18 protein-coding genes are annotated in these 20,159 nt (G+C 69.6%); 3 read left to right on the top strand and 15 right to left on the bottom strand.

Annotated elements, in window-relative coordinates; all coding sequences use genetic code 11:
- Positions 1-78: 78 nt before the first annotated feature.
- The 12 genes from ruvB to pgsA form a co-directional block, all read right to left on the bottom strand.
- Positions 79-1,176 (bottom strand): Holliday junction branch migration DNA helicase RuvB, encoded by a 1,098-nt coding sequence (gene ruvB / locus AW272_RS30340; protein WP_083958823.1) that lies wholly within the window; start codon positions 1,174-1,176, stop codon positions 79-81.
- A complete protein-coding gene (gene ruvA, locus AW272_RS30335; protein ID WP_066372428.1) occupies positions 1,173-1,793 on the bottom strand; it encodes a Holliday junction branch migration protein RuvA in 621 nt (206 codons plus the stop codon). Before ruvA ends, ruvB begins: the two co-directional genes overlap by 4 nt.
- Before the next feature lie 118 nt (positions 1,794-1,911).
- Positions 1,912-2,442 (bottom strand): crossover junction endodeoxyribonuclease RuvC, encoded by a 531-nt coding sequence (gene ruvC / locus AW272_RS30330; RefSeq protein ID WP_066372426.1) that lies wholly within the window; start codon positions 2,440-2,442, stop codon positions 1,912-1,914.
- A gap of 44 nt (positions 2,443-2,486) precedes the next feature.
- Positions 2,487-3,635: a GNAT family N-acetyltransferase gene (locus AW272_RS30325; RefSeq protein ID WP_066372424.1), complete on the bottom strand. Its 1,149-nt coding sequence runs from the start codon at positions 3,633-3,635 to the stop codon at positions 2,487-2,489.
- Positions 3,636-3,743: 108 nt separating this feature from the next.
- On the bottom strand, positions 3,744-4,523 hold the full coding sequence (locus AW272_RS30320) for a YebC/PmpR family DNA-binding transcriptional regulator (protein WP_066372422.1): 780 nt from the start codon (positions 4,521-4,523) through the stop codon (positions 3,744-3,746).
- 3 nt (positions 4,524-4,526) lie between these two features.
- A complete protein-coding gene (gene pdxT, locus AW272_RS30315; protein ID WP_066372626.1) occupies positions 4,527-5,111 on the bottom strand; it encodes a pyridoxal 5'-phosphate synthase glutaminase subunit PdxT in 585 nt (194 codons plus the stop codon).
- Positions 5,105-5,953, bottom strand: coding sequence for a pyridoxal 5'-phosphate synthase lyase subunit PdxS (gene pdxS, locus AW272_RS30310; protein WP_245657802.1), 849 nt, complete (start codon positions 5,951-5,953; stop codon positions 5,105-5,107). Before pdxS ends, pdxT begins: the two co-directional genes overlap by 7 nt.
- A 166-nt stretch (positions 5,954-6,119) precedes the next feature.
- Entirely contained in the window at positions 6,120-7,130 is a 1,011-nt protein-coding gene (locus AW272_RS30305; protein ID WP_245657794.1) for a DUF3048 domain-containing protein, read from the bottom strand.
- 82 nt (positions 7,131-7,212) lie between these two features.
- The gene (locus AW272_RS30300) at positions 7,213-7,740 is read right to left on the bottom strand and encodes a hypothetical protein (RefSeq protein ID WP_066372416.1); all 528 of its coding nucleotides are present in this window, start codon (positions 7,738-7,740) and stop codon (positions 7,213-7,215) included.
- Positions 7,737-8,861 carry a glycosyltransferase family 4 protein gene (locus tag AW272_RS30295; protein WP_066372415.1) on the bottom strand — a complete coding sequence of 375 codons (1,125 nt, stop codon included), beginning with the start codon at positions 8,859-8,861 and terminating at the stop codon, positions 7,737-7,739. The genes AW272_RS30300 and AW272_RS30295 overlap by 4 nt, the downstream gene beginning before the upstream one ends.
- Positions 8,858-9,772: a phosphatidylinositol mannoside acyltransferase gene (locus AW272_RS30290; RefSeq protein WP_157518886.1), complete on the bottom strand. Its 915-nt coding sequence runs from the start codon at positions 9,770-9,772 to the stop codon at positions 8,858-8,860. Before AW272_RS30290 ends, AW272_RS30295 begins: the two co-directional genes overlap by 4 nt.
- Positions 9,759-10,340, bottom strand: a complete 582-nt coding sequence (pgsA, locus tag AW272_RS30285) for a phosphatidylinositol phosphate synthase (RefSeq protein WP_369408787.1) — start codon at positions 10,338-10,340, stop codon at positions 9,759-9,761. The genes AW272_RS30290 and pgsA overlap by 14 nt, the downstream gene beginning before the upstream one ends.
- 214 nt (positions 10,341-10,554) lie before the next feature.
- Here pgsA and AW272_RS30280 point away from each other — a divergent pair, with 214 nt between their 5' ends.
- The 3 genes from AW272_RS30280 (at position 10,555) to AW272_RS30270 (ending at position 16,863) form a co-directional block, all read left to right on the top strand.
- The gene (locus AW272_RS30280; RefSeq protein ID WP_066372406.1) at positions 10,555-12,672 is read left to right on the top strand and encodes an elongation factor G-like protein EF-G2; all 2,118 of its coding nucleotides are present in this window, start codon (positions 10,555-10,557) and stop codon (positions 12,670-12,672) included.
- A 160-nt stretch (positions 12,673-12,832) separates the two neighbouring features.
- On the top strand, positions 12,833-14,344 hold the full coding sequence (locus AW272_RS30275) for a glycoside hydrolase family 10-like protein (protein WP_245657793.1): 1,512 nt from the start codon (positions 12,833-12,835) through the stop codon (positions 14,342-14,344).
- Between the two features lie 131 nt (positions 14,345-14,475).
- Entirely contained in the window at positions 14,476-16,863 is a 2,388-nt protein-coding gene (locus AW272_RS30270; protein ID WP_066372403.1) for a discoidin domain-containing protein, read from the top strand.
- A gap of 68 nt (positions 16,864-16,931) precedes the next feature.
- On the opposite strand, the gene efeB is transcribed toward AW272_RS30270, so the two are convergent.
- Genes efeB through efeU form a run of 3 tightly spaced genes read right to left on the bottom strand, consistent with a single transcriptional unit; the run spans position 16,932 to position 20,125 of the window.
- The gene (efeB, locus tag AW272_RS30265; protein WP_066372401.1) at positions 16,932-18,152 is read right to left on the bottom strand and encodes an iron uptake transporter deferrochelatase/peroxidase subunit; all 1,221 of its coding nucleotides are present in this window, start codon (positions 18,150-18,152) and stop codon (positions 16,932-16,934) included.
- The gene (gene efeO / locus AW272_RS30260; RefSeq protein WP_066372390.1) at positions 18,153-19,289 is read right to left on the bottom strand and encodes an iron uptake system protein EfeO; all 1,137 of its coding nucleotides are present in this window, start codon (positions 19,287-19,289) and stop codon (positions 18,153-18,155) included. It abuts the gene before it with no gap.
- A gap of 11 nt (positions 19,290-19,300) precedes the next feature.
- On the bottom strand, positions 19,301-20,125 hold the full coding sequence (efeU, locus tag AW272_RS30255; RefSeq protein ID WP_066372387.1) for an iron uptake transporter permease EfeU: 825 nt from the start codon (positions 20,123-20,125) through the stop codon (positions 19,301-19,303).
- Positions 20,126-20,159 lie beyond the last annotated feature (34 nt).

Raw genomic sequence — 20,159 nt, 5'->3', positions numbered from 1 at the left:
CCACGATCCGCCGCGCGGGAAAGTTCCGTTTTACCGCCTATTGCAACCATTCCGTGATCCCTACGGCCCTTTCCGGCATCACTGAGGGTTATCGAAGGCGACGCCGGCACCGAACGCGTCGGGCGGCGGGACGAGCCCGAGGTGCAGCCACGCGGCGGCCGTCGCCACCCGTCCGCGCGGGGTTCTGGCCAGCAGCCCCTGCCGGACCAGGAACGGTTCGGCGACCACCTCGACGGTCTCGGGCTCCTCGCCGACGGCTACCGCGAGTGTCGACAGCCCGACGGGACCGCCGCCGAACTTGCGCAGCAGCGCGTGGAGGACCGCCCGGTCGAGCCGGTCGAGGCCCTCGGCGTCGACTTCGTAAAGATTCAGCGCGGCGGCGGCGATCTCCCGGGTGATCAGCCCGTCGGCGCGGACCTCGGAGAAGTCGCGGACCCGCCGCAGCAGCCGGTTGGCGATGCGGGGGGTGCCCCGGGACCGGCCCGCGATCTCGGCGGCCGCCTCGTCGGGCAGGTCGAGGCTCAGCAGCCGGGCCGAGCGGCGCAGCACCGTCTCGAGTTCGGCGTCGTCGTAGAAGTCCATGTGGGCGGTGAACCCGAACCGGTCGCGCAGCGGAGCCGGGAGCAGGCCGGCTCGGGTGGTGGCCCCGACCAGGGTGAACGGCGCGACGTCGAGCGGGATCGCGGTCGCGCCGGGCCCCTTGCCGACGATGATGTCGACCCGGAAGTCCTCCATCGCGAGGTAGAGCATCTCCTCGGCGGGCCGGGCCATGCGGTGGATCTCGTCGATGAAGAGCACTTCGCCGTCGGTCAGCGTGGACAGGATCGCGGCCAGATCGCCGGCCCGCTCCAGCGCCGGCCCCGAGGTGACCCGCAGCGGGGCCCCCAGCTCGGCGGCGATGATCATGGAGAGCGTCGTCTTGCCGAGCCCGGGCGGCCCGCTCATCAGGACGTGGTCGGGCGGCCGGTTGCGCCGCAGCGCCCCTTCCAGCACCAGGGAGAGCTGCTCGCGCACCCTCGGCTGCCCGATGAACTCCGCCAGCCGCTTGGGCCGCAACGCGGCCTCGATCAGCCGCTCGTCACCCACCGCGTCTGCGGAGGCGAGCTCCCGCTCGAAGTGGCCCTCGATCTCGACCTCGTAGGAGCCGTCGGTGGTCCCGGGGAATGAATCGTTCATCGCACGCTCAGCGCCCGCAGGGCGGCCTTCAGCAGCGGGGCGATCTGGGGCTGGCGGCCGGCGGCCAGATCGGCCTCGGCGTCGGGGGTCACCACGGCGAGCGCGTCGTCGGCGTCACGAGTCGAGTAGCCCAGCCCGACCAGACCCGAGTGCACCTGCTCGCGCCACACGGCCTCCCGGGCGGGCCCGTTGATCGCGGCGTTGACGACCTCCTCCGGGGTGCCGAGCTTGCCCTTGAGTTCCAGGACGATCCGCTGGGCGCCCTTCTGCCCGATCCCCGGCACCATCGTGAGCGCCTTGAGATCACCGGAGGCGACCGCGATCCGCAGCGCGTTGGGAGAGTGCACGGCGAGCATCGCCAGCGCGAGCCGGGGCCCGATGCCACTGGCGGTCTGCAGCATCTCGAACACCACCCGCTCGTCGTCGGAGGCGAACCCGTAGAGGGTCAGCGACTCCTCCCGGACGATCAGCGAGGTCGACAACCGGGCGGCCTCGCCCACCCGCAGCAGCCCGAGGGTCCCGGGCGTGCAGTGCACGAGGATCCCCACTCCCCCGACCTCGACCACGGCCGCATCAGGGGCGAGCGCGCTGACCTGGCCGGACACCGAGGCGATCATCAAAAGCTCCTAGAAATACAAGACGCGGACCGGGCGGGGCCGCCGAGGCCCTCACACCCGACACGACCCGAATCGCCGACCACCGCGAACCGCGCCCGCGAGCCGCTCACCACCGAGGTCACCGGAGGCCCCGCTCGGTGCGGGCCGTCGCCACCGCCGTCGCCAGCCGGTTCTGCATGCCGCCGCGCCACACGTGGCAGATCGCGAGGGCCAGGGCGTCGGCGGCGTCGGCGGGTTTGGGCATGGCGTCGAGGCGGAGGATGCGGGTGACCATGGTGCCGACCTGCTTCTTGTCTGCCGTGCCGCTGCCCGTCACCGCGGCCTTGACCTCGGACGGCGTGTGCAGCGCCACCGGCAGGCCGCGACGGGCGGCGCAGAGGATGGCGAGGGCGGCCGACTGGGCGGTGCCCATCACGGTGCGGACGTTGTGCTGCGCGAACACCCGCTCCACGGCCACCGAGTCGGGCGCGGTCTCGTCGAGCCACTTTTCGAGGCCCCGCTCGATCGCCACCAGCCGGGCGCCGATGTCGTCGTCGGCCGGGGTGCGGATCACGCCGACGGCCACCAGGCGGACGGGAGCTCCGGGGCGGCCCTCGACGACGCCGACGCCGCAGCGCGTGAGCCCGGGGTCGACACCCAGCACCCGCACCGGCGGCCCCCTTCCAGTCCGAACATGTGTTCGGCGATCTTACACTAGAAGTAGTCGAGCAGGTACGGCTTCGCCGCGAACACCGCGTCCAACGTGTCGTCGAACTCCGCAGGTCCGGTCAGTCCGCCCGACATGCGAAGAGTGGCGGCGGGGACACCGGCGTACAGGGCGGACAGACCGTTGATCGTGAGGGCCGGGCCTCCCCCGCGGCCCGGGGACAGGGCGCCCGAGCCGGCCGCGACCTCCAGCAGCCAGGCCCCGCTGTTCGCGGGGCGGGCCGGGTCGGTCAGTTCGAGGGGGACCGAGGCGGTCACCGCCGGGGAGTAGCCGCGCCGGGCGATGGCGTCGGCTGCGTCCACGAGACGGAACATCCAGCGGGTAGAGGCCACGACGTCCTTCGAGCGCTCGCGCAGCAGCCACAGGATCGGGTCGTCGGGCGCGATGGTCGCGGTCACCCGCTGGGCAACCGACGAGGAGGTGCCCACCAGGCCCCACAGGGCCCGTGCGGTCGCCTCGGAGGCGGCGACGAGGTTGTCGACCTCGATGTCGCCGCCGGACCATCTGTAGATCACATAGCCGTCGTCGGCGAGGTAGCAGAAGTCGTCGTCGTCGGCCAGCCAGACCCGCCAGGTCTCCGCCTCGTAGCAGAGCGGGCCGGAGGCGCGGCTCGCGGCGTGGAGGCGGCCGATCAGCGCCACCAGTTCGCCGGCGTCACCGGGGCCCATGCGGCGCAGCTTCACCGGCTCGCCGGGCGCGACGGTGCGCAGGAGCTCCGTCGGCAGGGTCGCGATCGAACGGGTGCCGGCGTGCTCCCAGCCCATGCTGCGGTAGATGGGCGTGGTCGCCGGATAGAGCACGGAGACCGCGTTGCCGAGGTCGGCGCACCGGTTCAGGGCGGCGCCCATCACCAGACGGCCGACGCCCCGGCCCCGGTCCTCCGGCGCGACGGTGACCCCGGCCACGCCGCCCATGGGCTGCGGGCGGCCGTGCCACCACTGCGTGTAGGGGTTGATCCGCGCGGTGGCCACCAGGCGGGCGCCGTCGACGACGCCCAGGTAGCGGCCCTGGGCCACCAGCGGGGTGACCATCTTGCGCCACATCGCGGCGTCGCCCGCCGAGAGCGGCCCGAAGGCCCGCTTGCGATTGTCGAGCACCGCGTCGAGATCGTCTTCGCCGAGATCACGAATGTCCACGGAACCACAACCTACGCAGGCCTTACGGAACCACGCAAAGCGAGACACAGGCGGCCGAAGGCCAACTGTGGCTCGCGCTGTGAATCTACCTTGAGAACACAGCCTGTTTCAGGCGTCCAGGGCGGCCAGGATCTCGTCGGAGACGTCGGCGTTGGCCCAGACGTTCTGGACGTCGTCGCTGTCTTCGAGCGCGTCGATGAGCTTGAAGACCTTGCGGGCGGCGTCCTCGTCGACCGGGACGTTGATCGACGGCACGAAGCTGCTGTCGGCCGAGTCGTAGTCGATGCCGGCCTCCTGCAGCGCCTTGCGGACCGGGACCAGGTCACTGGCCTCGGTCACGATCTCGAACGACTCGTCGAGGTCGTTGACCTCTTCCGCGCCCGCCTCCAGGACCACTTCGAGCACCTGGTCCTCGGTCAGCTCGACCCGGCCGGCCTTGGTCTCCGACACCAGCTTGGGCACGATGATGACGCCCTTGCGGTTGAACATGTAGGAGACCGAGTTGGGGTCGGCCAGCGAACCGCCGTTGCGGGTCAGCGCGACCCGGACCTCGGAGGCCGCCCTGTTGCGGTTGTCGGTCAGGCACTCGATGAGCACGGCGACGCCACTGGGGCCGTAGCCCTCGTACATGATCGTCTGCCAGTCGGCGCCTCCCGCCTCCAGGCCACCGCCGCGCTTGCGGGCGCGCTCGATGTTGTCGACCGGGACCGAGCTCTTACGCGCCTTGGTGATGGCGTCGTAGAGGGTCGGGTTGCCCTCAGGATCGGGGCCACCGGTCCTGGCCGCCACTTCGATGTTCTTGATGAGCTTCGCGAACAGCTTCCCGCGCTTGGCGTCGACGACGGCCTTCTTGTGCTTCGTCGTCGCCCATTTGGAGTGGCCGGACATCGGCTAGAGCTCCCTTACCATCTCAACGAAATACGAGTGGACCCGCGCGTCGCCGGTCAGTTCCGGATGGAACGAGGTGGCGAGTAGCGGGCCTTGGCGGACCGCGACGATCCTATCCCCGGCGCGGGCCAGCACTTCGACATCGTTTCCGACGGACTCGACCCAGGGGGCCCGGATGAAGATCGCCCGGAAGCCCTGGATGCCCGGGAGGTCGAGGTCGTGCTCGAAGGAGTCGACCTGCCGCCCGAAGGCGTTGCGGCGCACGATCATGTCGAGGCCGCCGAGGGTCTGCTGACCCTCGACACCGCCCTCGATGCGGTCGGCCAGCATGATCATCCCGGCGCACGAACCATAAGCGGGCATACCGGTCTTGATCCGCTGCTGGATGGGGTCGAACATCTCGAACGCCACCGCGAGTTTCCACATGGTGGTCGACTCGCCACCGGGGATGACCAGGGCGTCGACGTCGTCGAGCTCCTCGGGGCGGCGCACTCCGACCGCGACGGCGCCGGACAGCACGAGAGACCGGGCGTGCTCGCGGACGTCGCCCTGGAGCGCGAGCACGCCGATCGTGGGTGTGCTCACCAGCCGCGCTCGGCCAGGCGGTGGGGCACCGGGATGTCGTCGACGTTGATGCCGACCATGGCCTCGCCGAGACCGCGCGAGACCTTGGCGATCACGTCGGGGTCGTCGAAGAACGTGGTGGCCTTGACGATCGCGGCGGCCCGCTGCGCGGGGTTGCCCGACTTGAAGATGCCGGAGCCGACGAACACGCCCTCGGCGCCGAGCTGCATCATCATCGCGGCGTCGGCCGGGGTGGCGATGCCGCCCGCGGTGAACAGCACGACCGGCAGCTTGCCCTCGCGGGCGACCTCGGCGACCAGCTCGTAGGGGGCCTGGAGCTCCTTGGCGGCGACGTAGAGCTCGTCTTCGGGCAGGGTGGACAGGCGCCTGAGCTCGCCGCGGATGGTGCGCATGTGGGTGACGGCGTTGGAGACGTCGCCGGTGCCGGCCTCGCCCTTGGAGCGGATCATGGCCGCGCCCTCGGTGATGCGGCGCAGGGCCTCGCCCAGGTTGGTGGCGCCACAGACGAAGGGCACGGTGAAGCGCCACTTGTCGATGTGGTTGGCGTAGTCGGCCGGGGTGAGCACCTCGGACTCGTCGACGTAGTCGACGCCGAGCGCCTGCAGGACCGCGGCCTCGGTGAAGTGGCCGATGCGGGCCTTGGCCATGACGGGGATGGAGACGGCCTCGATGATGCCGTCGATCATGTCGGGGTCGCTCATCCGGGAGACGCCGCCCTGGGCGCGGATGTCGGCGGGCACCCGTTCCAGGGCCATCACCGCGACGGCTCCGGCGTCTTCGGCGATCTTCGCCTGCTCGGCGGTGACGACGTCCATGATCACGCCACCCTTGAGCATTTCTGCCATGCCGCGCTTGACGCGTGCGGTGCCGACGGACGGGGTCGTTTCAAGGCTGGACACGGCGATACCTCACTCGAGGGGACTGGTGAATTGGTTCTATGTTAGGCGCTTTTAGGGAACCAAAACGACAGTCCATTTCGTACCGAAAGACTGACCTGACTGGACAGCCTGTCTACGGCGCGATCGGGGTCCTGGACGCGAGCACGACCCATACCTGGCCGCGGGCGAAGGGCATCGGGGTGCCGTCGGCCAGCGTGAACTTGGTGCCGTCCTCCTCGGTGGGACGCTCCCACCGGACCTTGTAGGCCTGGCCGTCGCGCAGCACGATGCCGGTGCCCTTGCCGGTCGAGTGGACCAGCGGGGTGTAGCTGCCGGTGAAGTCGTGGAACTGCGACCGCTCGGTCTTGGTGTACTGCACGACCACGGTCGCGGGGGCAATCTGGCCGCCCTCGGCCGCCATGTCCTTCTTGCCGTCCTGGATGACGGCCCACCTCTTGCCGTTCGCGTTCCACTGGAAGGTGAAGGTCGCGGCCGGATATTTCACCGTGTACTGCTTCTTCGGTACGCCACCCTCCGGCGCCTCGTCGGAGAAGGTGAACCCGATGTCGCCCGCCTTGGTCGCCTTGGCCTGCTTGAGCAGCTGGGCGGGCCGGCCCACCAGGTTGTAGGGGGCGAAGCGGCCCGGGTAGCGGAAGTAGGCGCCGGGAGCCGAACTGTCGGACACGTCGACCAGCGACGCCTCCTGGACGAACGGGATCATCTTGGTCTGCACGCCCGAGTAGGCCAGCGCGGGCTTGCCGAACATCGGCAGGATGTGCAGGTCGGAGATGCGGGCGGAGCGGACCGGGCCGACCTCTTTGGGCAGCTTCGAGGAGAAGATCGCCATCAGCCGGGTCAGGCCGCCCTCGACCTGCTCCACGTAGACGATGTCGGCGGACTTCACGCCGATCTGCGGCTTGCCCGAGTGGGTGTTCTCGATCTTGACGGCGAGCACCGGCTTGCGGGACGCGACCGGCATGCCCGTGAAGGGATGCTCCGGCGGCTTGCTCGGCGAGGCCGACGCCGCGACATCGGCGGCCTGCGGCGTCGTGCCGGGGTTGCCGCTCTCGCTCCCCGACGAGCACGCCCCCGTCAGCAGTGCCGTCGCAGCGAGCATGAGAACGCCCATCGGATATGCCCGCACGGACAACCCCTCCCGAATCCCGAAAAATCGGCGCCAGCTTACCTGCGCTTGCTGGCAATTCGGTCAGAGTCCGTCAAGTCGGTCAGGCACCCGCCATCGCTTTGGGGGAATCGTCGTCGATGTCGAAGAAATCGGGATAGGGCGTGTGCCCCGCCAGCCGCAGCACCCGGGCCAGGAACCGGCGCTGCGCGATCCGGGTCACGTCGACGGCGTTGTTGTAGAACCGCCGCGAGTAGACGACCTTGGCCACCGCCGCGTCGAGCTCGGCCAGCAGCTCGGGGGCCTGCACCCGCTCGGCGAACGTCTCCTGGTCGACGACCGCCCGCAGGGTGCGGGACAGGTCGCTCTCGGCGTGCTCGCGCTCGTCGGGTCCGGCGGTACGGGCTTCGTGCGCCGCCGCCGCCAGCACCAGCGACGTGGCCGGGTCGAGCAGCCGCGAGCCCGCCAGCTCCAGGCAGACCGCCGCCCGCCGCAGAAGGGCGGCGTCGAGGGCGGCGTGGGCGGTCTCCAGCCGGATGTGCAGCCGGTCGAGCCGCCCGGCCCGCCAGGAGACGTAGACGGCCGTCAGCACGATCACCACGCCGACGACCAGGATGACGGTCGTGTTCACTCGTCCTCCACGTCGACGGGGCCGCCGGTGACGGTCTCGTAGACCCGCAGCACGTCGCGGGCGACGGTCGACCAGTCGTATTTGCGAACCGCCAGGCGGGCCTCGTCGGAGTATTTGGCCCGGCGTTCCGGGTCGTCGAGCAGCCGGCCCGCCTCGCGGGCCAGCGCGGCGGCGTCGCCGGTGGCGAACAGCGCCCCGGCCTGGCCGTCGCCCAGCACCTTGCGGAAGGCGGGGATGTCGCTGGCCAGGATGGTCGCGCCCGACGACATGGCCTCGGTCAGCACGATGCCGAAGCTCTCGCCGCCCAGGTTGGGCGCGACGAAGACGTCGACCGAGTGGTAGGCGCGGATCTTGTCGGCCTCGCTGACCATGCCGAGCAGGCCGACCCGGTCGTGCAGCTTCTTGGGCAGCTTCGCGTAGACGTCGTCGGCGTCGCCGGGACCGGCGATCAGCAGCCGCACGTCGGGCCGCTCGGGGGCCAGCTTCACGAACGCCTCCAGCAGCACCGCCAGTCCCTTGCGCTGTTCGTCCATCCGGCCGAGGAAGCCCAGAACCGTGCCGTCGGGGCCCCAGCCCGGGAGCGGCTCGGCCTCCGCGTAGCGGGCCACCGTGACGCCGTTGGGGATCAGCACGGCGTCGCCGCCCATGTGCTCGACCAGGGTCTTCCTGGCCGCGTCGGAGACCGCGATCCGGCCGGTGATCTTCTCCAGGGCGGTGTGCAGGACGGGCGCGGTCACCGAGACGGCGCGCGAGCGTTCGTACGAGGCGTGGAACGTGGCCACGATCGGACCCCGCGCGACCCAGCAGGCCAGCAGTCCGACCGACGGCACGGCGGGCTCGTGGACGTGGAGGACGTCGAAGCGGCCCTCGCGGATCCACTTGCGGACCCGGTTGGCCGACAGGAACCCAAAGGTCAGCCGGGCCACCGACCCGTTGTAGGGCACCGGCACGGCCCGCCCGGCCGACACCACGTAGGCCGGCAGCGGCGCGTCGTCGCTGGCCGGAGCCATCACCGAGACCCGGTGCCCGTCCTCGATCAGCGCCTCGGCGAGGTCACGCACGTGCGCCTGAACGCCGCCCGGCACATCCCACATGTACGGGCAGACGATCCCGATCCTCACGGCCGGGGCTCCCGTGGCTCCAGGTCGTCGAGCCAGAGCCGCTGCAGCATGTGCCAGTCGTCGGGGTGCTCCGTGATGCCCTTCTCGAAGGCCGCCGCCATGCCCTGGGTGAGCGCGGCGACCTTCTCCTTCCGGGTCCCCTCGGCCGGAACGGGCACTTCCGGATGAACGTCTAAGCCCCAGTCGGGGCCGTCGAACCACAGGGTCACCGGCACGAGCGCCGCCCCGGTCTGCACGGCCAGCAGGGCCGGCCCGGCCGCCATGCGGGTGCGGGCGCCGAAGAAGTCGACCTCGATCCCGCTGTCGGTCAGGTCGCGGTCGGCCGGCAGGCACACCAGCTTCCCGGCCCGGGCGCGCTGGGCGAGGGTGCCGAAGGCGTGGGCGGTGCCGCCGCCCTGCGCGGTCAGCGGCAGGACCTCCATGCCGATGGCGGTGCGGAAGGCGACGAACTTCTCGAAGAGCGACTCGGGCTTGAGACGTTCCATCACGGTCGTGAACGGATGGCCGCACTGGACCATCCAGACCCCGCCGGCGTCCCAGTTGCCCATGTGGGGCAGCGCGATCACGACGCCGCGCCCGGCGTCGAGGTTGCCGAAGATGTGGTGGTCGTCGATCGCCCGGGTGCGGGCGTGGATGTCGACCGGGTCCATGCTCGGGAGCCGGAAGATCTCCATCCAGTAGCGCATGTAGGACCGCAGTCCCTGTCTCGACAGCTCACGCAGCGAGGCGCCCTCGCGGCCGGTCACCCGGTTCAGGTTCGACTCCAGGCGCTTCACCGACTTGCCCTGCCGCCGCCACATGACGTCGGCGATCATCCGGAAGGCGAACGAAGCCACCTTCTCCGGGACGAACCGGACGATCGCCCAGCCGATCGAATAGGCGGCCGCGACGATCCGGTCAGTGAGCGTCATGCTCCACCGCCTGTTTGTAGACGACATGCATGCGCTGCCCCACGGTGATCACGCTGGCCAAGGCCAGCCCCCAAAGACCCACAGCCAGAACGTACGGCACGCCCAAACCGTCGAGGAAGACCACGACGAGAACGACGAGCAACCGCTCGCCGCGTTCGGCGATGCCCACGTTGGCGGTCATGCCGAGGCCCTCGGCACGCGCCTTGGCGTAGGAGACGACCGCGCCGCCGACCAGGCAGAGCAGGCCGCCCAGGGCCAGCGCCTTCTGGTCGTCGAGCACCAGATAGATGATCAGGCCGGAGAAGACGCCCGCGTCGGCGACCCGGTCGAGGGTCGAGTCGAGGAAGGCGCCCCAGGTCGAGCCCTTGGTCATCCGGGCCAGGATGCCGTCGAGCAGGTCGGCCAGCACGAAGAAGGTGATCACCAGCGAACCGGCGACGAGCTGTCCTCGTGGGTAGAAGAAGAGGGAAGAGGCCACCGTGCCGAGCGTGCCGAGCGCGGTGATCATGTTCGGAGTGACGCCATGGCGCGCGAGGAACCGGCCCAGCGGGCTCATGAGTCTGGTCATAGCGGGACGCAGAACGTTCAGCATGGCGGTCTGATCGTAGGGCATGCACCACCGCGCACATTCCACGTCAGGCTCTTGTGATCTGGGCCACAACGGTTAAGGGTGGGTTACACGCGCCTTTCCTATCGGGGTGCGGGGCGCGTCACACAGGCGGCCGGGCGGCCGCCGGTCGTTCACGCGGCCTGCGGCCTCCCCTCCAATCCAGGAGGCGAAAGTGGCGGAGAAGGCTAACGGAGGGACATCGGGAGCCGCGGGCAGGGCACCATCGGCCGACCAGCCGGACATGGTGCGCAATGTCGTGCTCGTCGGCCATTCCGGATCGGGGAAGACGACCCTGGTGGAGGCGCTGCTCGCGGCGACCGGAACCATCCCGCGCACGGGCCGGGTCGAAGACGGCACCACGGTCAGCGACTTCGACGAGGTCGAGGTCCGCCAGCAGCGGTCGGTGAACCTGGCGCTGGCGCCGATCATCCACAACGGGATAAAGATCAACCTGCTCGACACCCCCGGGTACGCCGACTTCGTCGGGGACCTGCGGGCCGGGCTGCGGGCCGCCGACGCCGCGCTGTTCGTGGTCGCGGCCACCGACGGGGTCGACGGGCTGACCCGCCAGATCTGGGACGAGTGCGCGAGCGTGGGCATGCCGCGCGCGGTCGTGATCACCAAGATCGACCATCAGCGGGCCGACTTCGACGAGGTCCTCACCGCCTGCCAGGACGCCTTCGGCGAGGGTGTGGCGCCCCTTTACCTTCCGGTGGGCGGCGACGCGCTCGTGGGCCTGCTGTCGCGGCGCGTGTTCGACTACGCGGGCGGAAATCGTACGGAGAAGGAACCCGATCCCGACCAGGCCGAACTGATCGAGATGTACCGGGGGTCGCTCATCGAGGGGATCATCCAGGAGAGCGAGGACGAATCGCTCATGGACCGCTACCTCGAAGGCGAGCAGATCGACACCAAGGTCCTCATCGACGACCTGGAGAAGGCGGTCGCGCGGGCCAGTTTCCACCCGGTGCTGGTGACCGCGCCGGGCGTGGGCATGGCCGAGCTGCTGGAAGTGATCACGCAGGGCTTCCCATGCCCGCCGGAGCACCGGCTGCCGGAGGTCACGACCATAGACGGCAAGGCGATGAAGGTCTGTCGGTGCGACCCCGAGGGTCCCCTGGTGGCCGAGGTGGTCAAGACCACGAGCGACCCCTATGTGGGCCGCATCAGTCTCGTCCGGGTGTTCTCCGGCACCCTGCGGCCCGACATGACCGTCCACGTCTCCGGGCACGTGCCGCAGCACGAGCACGACGTCGACGAGCGCGTCGGGGCCCTGTCGTCGCCGCTCGGCAAGACCCAGCGGCCGGTGCCCAAGTGCGTGGCCGGCGACGTCTGCGTGGTGGCCAAGCTCGGCCACGCCGAGACCGGCGACACCCTGTCGGAGAAGGAGAACCCGCTGCTCATGGAGCCGTGGCCGATGCCCGAGCCGCTGCTTCCCGTCGCGATCAGGGCCAAGTCGAAGGCGGACGAGGACAAGCTCTCCCAGGCGCTGGGCCGCCTGGTGGCCGAGGATCCGACGCTGCGCCTGGAGAACAACGCCGAGACCCGCCAGCTCGTGCTGTGGTGCATGGGCGAGGCGCACGCCGACGTGATGCTCGACCGGCTGTCGCGGCGCCACGGCGTCGAGGTGGAGAAGATCGACCTGCGGGTGCCGCTGCGCGAGACCTTCGGCGGCAAGTCCCAGGGCATGGGCCGCAACGTCAAGCAGACCGGCGGCCACGGCCAGTTCGCCATCTGCCACCTGGAGATCGAGCCGCTGCCCTCGGGCTCCGGCTTCGAGTTCGTCGACAAGATCGTCGGCGGGGTGGTGCCGCGCCAGTTCATCCCGTCGGTGGAGAAGGGCGTGCGCAGCCAGATGGAGCGCGGCGTGGTGGCCGGTTACCCGATGGTCGACATCAGGGTGACCCTGTACGACGGCAAGGCCCACTCCGTCGACTCCAGCGACATGGCGTTCCAGATCGCGGGCGGCCTGGCGCTCCGGGAGGCGGCCGCGAAGATCTCGGCGCTGCTGCTCGAACCGGTCGACGAGGTGTCGGTGCTGGTCGACGACGACTTCGTCGGCAACGTCATGAGCGACCTGTCGTCGCGGCGCGGAAGGGTGCTGGGCACCGAACCCGTGGGGGTCGGCCGGACGCTGGTCCGGGCCGAGGTGCCGGAGCTGGAAATCACCCGATACGCAATAGATCTACGTTCGATGTCACACGGAACCGGAACATTCACCCGCGCATTCCTGCGCTATGAACCATTGCCGTCTCATCTCGCGGACAAAGTCGCCACCCCCGCTGATTAGGGGTTTCCCGGCGCCGGTCGTTTCGTTTGAACGGCGCCGGGGCATTTCCTCGCGCGTTGTGCGCTGTCACTTCGGCCCCGCAGACCGATTTCGTCTTCCGGGCGAAGCATGGCCAGGGCGATGCCAGACTGTGACAGCCATCGCGTTCGGGGAGGGGCAAGTGAAACGACAGTTGATCGCCGCCGTCACCGTGGCCGCGACCGCTTCGGCGGGTGCCTACCTGCTCATACCCAAGGCGACACCTGGGTTGGAGCGTGCCAGCTACGTGACCACGAGCACCGCCGCCGCGAAGAAGGCGGTCTGTCCGGCCGCCAAGCGCCAGATGCGCGGGGCCTGGATCGCGACCACGCAGAACATCGACTGGCCGTCGAAGGCGGGCCTGTCGCCCGCGCAGCAGCGGGCCGAATACACCAAAATGCTCAACACCTTCGCAGAGCGCGGCATCAACGCGGTGTTCCTGCAGGTCAGGCCAGCTTCCGACGCCATCTACCGGTCGTCGCTGGAGCCCTGGTCGCAATATCTGACCGGCAAGGCCGGTAAAGACCCGGGCTGGGACCCGCTGCCGTTCCTGATCTCCGAAGCGCACAAGCGGGGCATGGAGTTCCATGCCTGGTTCAACCCCTATCGGGCGTCCTACACCGACGACATCGGCGCGCTGCCGGCCAACCATCCGGCGCGGCGGCACCCCGGCTGGGTGGTCAAGCACGAGGGGCGGCTCTACTACAACCCGGGGCTCCCGTCGGTACGCGACCACGTCACCAAGGTGATCATGGACGTCGTCAACCGCTACGACATCGACGGCGTGCACTTCGACGACTACTTCTACCCCTATCCGGGCCAGGGCACGAAGTTCAACGACACCGCCGCGTTCGACAAGTACCGCAACGGCAAGTCGCTGGCCGACTGGCGCCGGTCCAACGTGAACACGCTGGTGGCGCAGGTCGACAAGGCCGTCCACCGGGCCAAGCCCTACCTGAAGTTCGGCATCAGCCCCTTCGGCATCTGGCGCAACAAGAGCAACGACCCCGCCGGTTCGAAGACCAACGGCATGTCGGCCTACGACGCGATCTACGCCGACCCGAAGGCCTGGATCAAGGCGGGCACGGTCGACTACCTGACCCCGCAGATCTACTGGAACCGGGGCCACTCGGCGGCCGACTACGACGTGCTGGTGCCGTGGTGGGCGAACGCGGTGAAGGGCAGCGGCGTCGACCTCTACATCGGCCAGGCGCTCTACCAGGTCGGCACCGGCGGGGCCTGGAACCGGCCCAACGAGATCCCGTCGCATCTGGCGGTGAACAAGCGCTACCCGGAGGTCGAGGGTGACGTCTACTTCAGCGCCAAGCAGGTCGTGCAGAACCCGCTCAAGGTGATGACCAGGATCGACGAGGACTACTACCGGCGCCCGGCGCTGCTGCCGCTGATCAAGGGCCTGCCGACCAGGCCGCTGGGCCCGGTCAAGAACCTGCGCAACGCGGGCGGCACCCTGACCTGGACCGGCGTGCCCGGAGCGCGTGCCTACGCGGTCTACCGGGGCACCGGCAACTCGTGTGAGCTGGTCGCGGTGACCACCCAGTCGTCCTTCCGGACCCGGGCCAACGGCGCCTACCAGGTGACCTCGCTCGACCGCCTCTACAACGAGAGCACGGGGGTGTCGGCACGGGTGGGCTGATACCCGAGGTTGCACGTTTTTTGCAGGCATGTTGCTGGCTTATTGCGTCCGATGATCCGTTTCTGTCAGGATGAGGGCACCCCCTTACCGGGTAGCGTCCGCCCGGTCCTTGCCAGAAAGGATCATCGGACGTGGCTGTCTCGCGCCGTAGTTTCCTCGCCTCGGCCATTTCGGCGTCCGCTTTCGCGGCGGCGTCGACCCACCTGACCAGCAGCCCGGCCTTCGCGGCCAGCCCGCCCGGCGACGTCGTCGGCAAGATCACCGTCGGCTACCAGGGGTGGTTCGCCTGCCGTGGCGACGGGTCCCCCATCGACCGGTGGTGGCACTGGAGCGGCCAGGACAACACCGTGCCGCCCTCGCCCTCGAACACCACGATCGTGTCGTGGCCGGACAACCGCGACTACACGCGCACCTACCCCACGCTCTACCAGAACCTGGGCAACGGCCAGACGGCCAACCTGTTCTCGTCGTGGGACCAGCAGACCATCGACACCCACTTCAAGTGGATGCGCGACTACAACTGCGACACCGCCGCCCTGCAGCGGTTCAACCCGTTCGGGGCCGAGGGCCCCATCCGCGACGGGATCACGGTGAAGGTGCGACAGGCCGCCGAGGCCTACGGGCGCAAGTTCTACATCATGTACGACGTCACGAACTGGACGAACTTCCAGTCGGAGATCAAGACCGACTGGACGACCAAGATGTCGGCCTACACGTCGTCGCCGGCCTATGCCAAGCAGAACGGCAAGCCGGTCGTGTGCCTCTGGGGCTTCGGCTTCGACGACCCGGGCCGTCCGTTCACCCCGGCGCAGTGCCTCGACGTCGTCAACTGGTTCAAGGCCCAGGGCTGCTACGTGATCGGCGGCGTGCCGACCTACTGGCGCCAGGGCATCAACGACTCCCGCACCGGGTTCTCCGGCGTCTACCACGCGTTCAACATGATCTCGCCGTGGATGGTCGGCCGCACCCACACCATCTCGGGCCTGGACGGCTTCCACGCCAACAACGTCGTCCCCGACGTCGCCGACTGCAACGCCAACGGCATCGACTACCAACCCTGCGTCATGCCCGGCGACCTGCAATCACGCGCCCGCTCCCACGGCGACTTCATGTGGCGCATGTTCTACAACACCATCCGCGCCGGCTCCCACGGCATCTACATCTCCATGTTCGACGAATACAACGAAGGCAACCAGATCGCCAAAACCGCCGAGACCCAGGCCTGGATCCCCGCAGGATCCGGCATCCTGGCCCTCGACGAAGACGGCACCTTCTGCTCCTCCGACTACTACCTGCGCCTCACCGGCGACGGCGGACGCATGCTCAAGGGCCAGATCGCACTGACCGCGACCCGGCCGACCCTGCCCGTCGTCGACGGAGGGCCTCCGCCGGGCGGCGACACGAACCTGGCGCTGAACAAGCCGACGAGCGCCAGCAGCACCAACAACGGTTTCGTCCCGGGGAACGCGGTCGACGGGAACGCCTCCACCTACTGGGAGAGTTCGGGCGCGCTGCCCCAGTGGCTCCAGGTCGACCTGGGGGCGGCGTCGGTGCTGGGCCGGGCCGTTCTCAAGCTGCCGCCCAACGCCGCCTGGGGATCGCGCGTGCAGACGCTCACCCTGGCGGTCAGCGCCAACGGGTCCACCTGGACCACCGTCACCGGGCCGATCGGGGTCACCTTCAACGCGGCGACCGGGAACCAGGCGACGATCACGATCCCCGGGCTGAACGCCCGGTATGTGCGGGTGACGATCAGCGGGAACACCGGCTGGCCCGCCGCGCAACTCTCCGAACTGGAGGTCTACGCCACCGACACGGTCGAGAACACCCCGCCCACTCCTCCGGGCAACCTGACCTCGACCGGCAAGACCGCGACCAGCGTGTCGCTGTCGTGGACGGCCTCCACCGACAACGTGGCGGTCGTCGGCTACCAGGTGCTCCAGAACGGGGAGGCGGTCGCGTCGCCGACCGGGCTCACCCACACGGTCACCGGGCTGACCCCCGGCACCTCCTACACGTTCACCGTGAAGGCGCGGGACGGCCAGAACGCGATCTCGCAGCCGTCGAACGCGGTGACGGTGACGACCGACGCGGCGCCGAACGTGAACCTGGCGGCCGGCAAGCCGACGTCGGAGAGCGGCCACGTCCAGAACTACGGGTCGGGCAACGTCGTCGACGGCAACGCGAACTCCTACTGGGAGTCGCCGAACAACGCCTTCCCGCAGTGGGTCCAGGTGGACCTCGGCGCGGCGACGGCGGTTGCCCGGGTGGTGCTGAAACTGCCGCCGGCTTCGGCCTGGGCGACCCGGACCCAGACCGTCGAGGTCCAGGGCAGCACCAACGGGACGACCTTCTCGACGCTCTCAGGGGCTTCGGGGCGGATCTTCAACCCCGCCACAGGTAACACCGTGACGATCTCGTTCACCGCGTCGTCGCAGAGGTATGTGCGGCTGCGGTTCACCGGGAACACGGGCTGGCCGGCGGGTCAGCTCTCGGAGTTCGAGGTGTACGCGTCCTAGATCGCTTCCCAGGACGGCGAAGGGGCCGTGCCGATGCCACCCGGCGCGGCCCCTTCGCCTTGGTTCACTTACGCGAACAGGGTGCGGCCCCAGTAGTCCCCCGCGTCCACGACTCCGGGCGGGCAGGCGAACAGGCCGCTGCTCACGTGGCGGATGTACTCGTTCAGGGGGTCGATCTTGGCGAGGCTCATCTGGATGGGCACGAACTGTCTGCGGGGGTCACGCTGGTAGGCGATGAAGAACAGGCCCGCGTCGAGACGTCCCAGGCCGTCGGAGCCGTCGACGTAGTTGTAGCCGCGCCGCAGCAGGTGGGCGTTGCCGTGGGCCGACGGGTGGGCCAGGCGGACGTGGGCGTCGGGCCGCATCGCGGTCAGGTCGACCTCGTCGAACTCGTTCTTCTTGCCTACAGGGGCGCCCTCGCCCTTGTCGCGGCCGAAGATCTCCTCCTGCTCGCGCAGCGAGGTGCGGTCCCAGGTCTCGACGGTCATCCGGATCTTGCGGGTGACCAGGTAACTCCCCCCGGCCATCCAGGCCGCGCCGTCGCCGGGGGCGGCCCAGAGCTGCTCGCGCAGCAGGTCGGCGTCCTCCAGCTTGAGGTTGTTGGTGCCGTCCTTGAAGCCCATCAGGTTGCGGGGCGTGGCCTGGGCCCGTGAGGTCGAGGACGTGCGGCCGAAGCCGAGCTGCGAATACCGTACGGAGACCCGGCCGAACCCGATCCGGGCCAGGTTGCGGATGGCGTGCACGGCCACCTGCGGGTCGTGGGCGCAGGCCTGGACGCAGATGTCGCCGCCGGAGATCTCCGGGGTCAGCGTCTCGCCGGGGAACTTCGGCAGGTCGGCCAGGGCCTGCGGCTTCCTGTCGGCCAGGCCGAAGCGGTCGTCGAACAGTGACGGGCCGAAGCCGATCGTCAGCGTCAGGCCCGAGGCGGGCAGGCCGAGCGCCTCCCCCGTGTCGTGGGGCGCGGCCTCGCGGGAGCCGCCGGTCGCGCCGAGGGCGCCCGCCTCCCGGCCCTGGGTGAGCCGGGCGGCGGCGGCCGTCCACTCCTGGAGGAGTTCCATCAGGTCGGCCCGGTCGGTCGTGGTGACGTCGAAGGCGACGAAGTGCAGCCGGTCCTGGGCGGGGGTGACGATCCCCGCCTGGTGGTCGCCGTAGAAGGGAAAGGCTGCCTGGGTGTGGGCCTCAGGCGTGGCCTGGGTGTCCGAGGGCAGCCCGCGGGCGGCGAGCACCCCGGCGCCCGCCGCCGCGACCCCGGCCGCGCCGAGCCCGAAGACCTTCCTGCGGCTGATCATCTACTGGGCCACCAGGGGTGCGATCTTGCTGATCGGCTCGGCCAGCGCGTTGATCACGTCCGAGAGCCGCTTCAGTTCGTCCTTCGACAGCTCGTTGTGCAACCGCCAGCCGTCGCCCTTCTGGTGGGCGCCCAGTTCGGTCTCGGCGGCGGCGAACTTCTCGTCCAGGGTCGCGACCAGGGCGGGGTCACGCTCCTCCAGCACCGGGCGCAGCGACTGGACCGCCGCCTTGGAGCCGGCCAGGTTGGCGGCGAAGTCCCACAGGTCGGTGTGCGACCAGATGTCCTCCTCGCCGGTGATCTTCCCGGTGGCGACCTCGTCGAGGAGCTCCTTGGCGCCGTTGGCCAGGTTGAGCGGGGTGAGCTCGGCGGCGTTGGACTTCTCGACGATGGTCGTGACGTCGGCGATCAGCTTGTCGGCGATGGGGCCGTCCTGGCTGATGTCCTTGGTGATCCAGAGGTCTTTTTCGATCTTGTGGTAGCCGGTCCACTCCTCGCCGTCGGCCAGGTCGGCCTCGCGGGCGTCGATGGCCGGGTCGAGGTCGCCGAAGATCTCCGCGACCGGCTCGATGCGCTCCCAGTAGGTGCGCGCGATCGGGAACAGCGTCTTGGCCTCGTCGATCTCGCCGGCCTTGACCGCGTCGACGAACTCCTGCGTCTTGACCAGCAGGGTGTCGCTCTGGCTCTTGATGTAGCGCTTGTAGCTGGCGGTCGCGTCGGCGAGCGCGGCGTCGGCGGTCAGCGGCTTGTGCTCACCGGTGACGGTCAGCGCGTTGCGGATGCCCTTGCCGACCATGCCGGGCTTGCAGGCCGTCTCGTAGGTGCCGGCGGGCAGTTCGGCGATCAGTTCGCGGGTCAGGCCGGGGACGATGTTCTCCACCTCGGCCATGACGCGGTCGCCCGGGGCGTAGACGTAGAACTCGGTGACCTTGCTGCCGCCGTTGGTGATGGCGAACGTGCTGGTGCCTGCGGCGATCTGGGTGACGCCGACGTCGCACGCGGTGTCGTTGGCGACGACCTCGACCTTGCCCGGTTTCTGCGCCGCGGCCGTACCGCCGGGAGCGGGGGTCTCGGCGGCGCAGGAGGTGAGTGCGGCCAGGGCCAGGGCCCCGATGGCGAGACGGGTGATGACGGACATGGTGCTCCTGTTCAGGCCACGGGTGCGTGGGCGAGCTGGGGGCGCGAGGGGCGCAGGAAGAAGAAGAGGGTGGGGATCAGGTAGACGGCCCACGCGAGGGTCTCCAGGACGCTGGGCTGCGGGGTGATGTTGAGCATCCCGGCGAGCAACGCCCCGTACCAGGAGTCGGGCGGCAGCACGCCCGTGACGTCGAAGGCATACGCCGAGAGGCCGGGCAGGATGTTCGCCTCTTGGAGGTCGTGGACGCCGTACTTGAAGATCCCGGCCGCGACCAGGATGAGCAGCAGCCCCGTCCAGGTGAAGAACGTGGTGAGGTTGACGCGCACGGCCGACTTGTAGATGAGGTAGCCCAGCGCGACCGAGGTCAGCAGGCCGAGCGAGATGCCGATCAGCGGCTGGGCGGTCGTGGTCGCGCCCTGGACTGAGGCGAAGAACAGCAGCGCCGTCTCCAGCCCCTCACGGGCCACGGCCAGGAACGCCATGACGACGACGGCCAGCGAGCCCATCTCCAGCGCCTCGGTCAGCCTGCCGCGCAGTTCGCCGGAGAGGGCGCGGGCGGCCCGCCGCATCCAGAAGATCATCCAGGTGACGAAGACGACGGCGAGCAGCGAGGTGATCGCGTCGAAGAGCTCCTGGCCGGTGTGGCCGAGGTGGGCGGCGGTGAACGTCAGCACCGCGCCGAAGCCGACCGACAGGGCGACTGCCGCGAGGACACCCGCCCAGACGTGCGGCAGTTTGTCCGTACGGTCGCTCTTGACCAGGAAGGCCACCAGAACGGAGACGACGAGGGTCGCCTCCAGACCTTCACGCAGGCCGATGAGATAACTCGCGAACAAATGAAACTCCTACCGCGGGCGTTCAGCTACACGC

Source organism: Herbidospora mongoliensis (assembly GCF_001570545.1).
Classification (GTDB): domain Bacteria; phylum Actinomycetota; class Actinomycetes; order Streptosporangiales; family Streptosporangiaceae; genus Herbidospora; species Herbidospora mongoliensis.
This window is presented reverse-complemented; position numbering and strand designations above follow the sequence as displayed.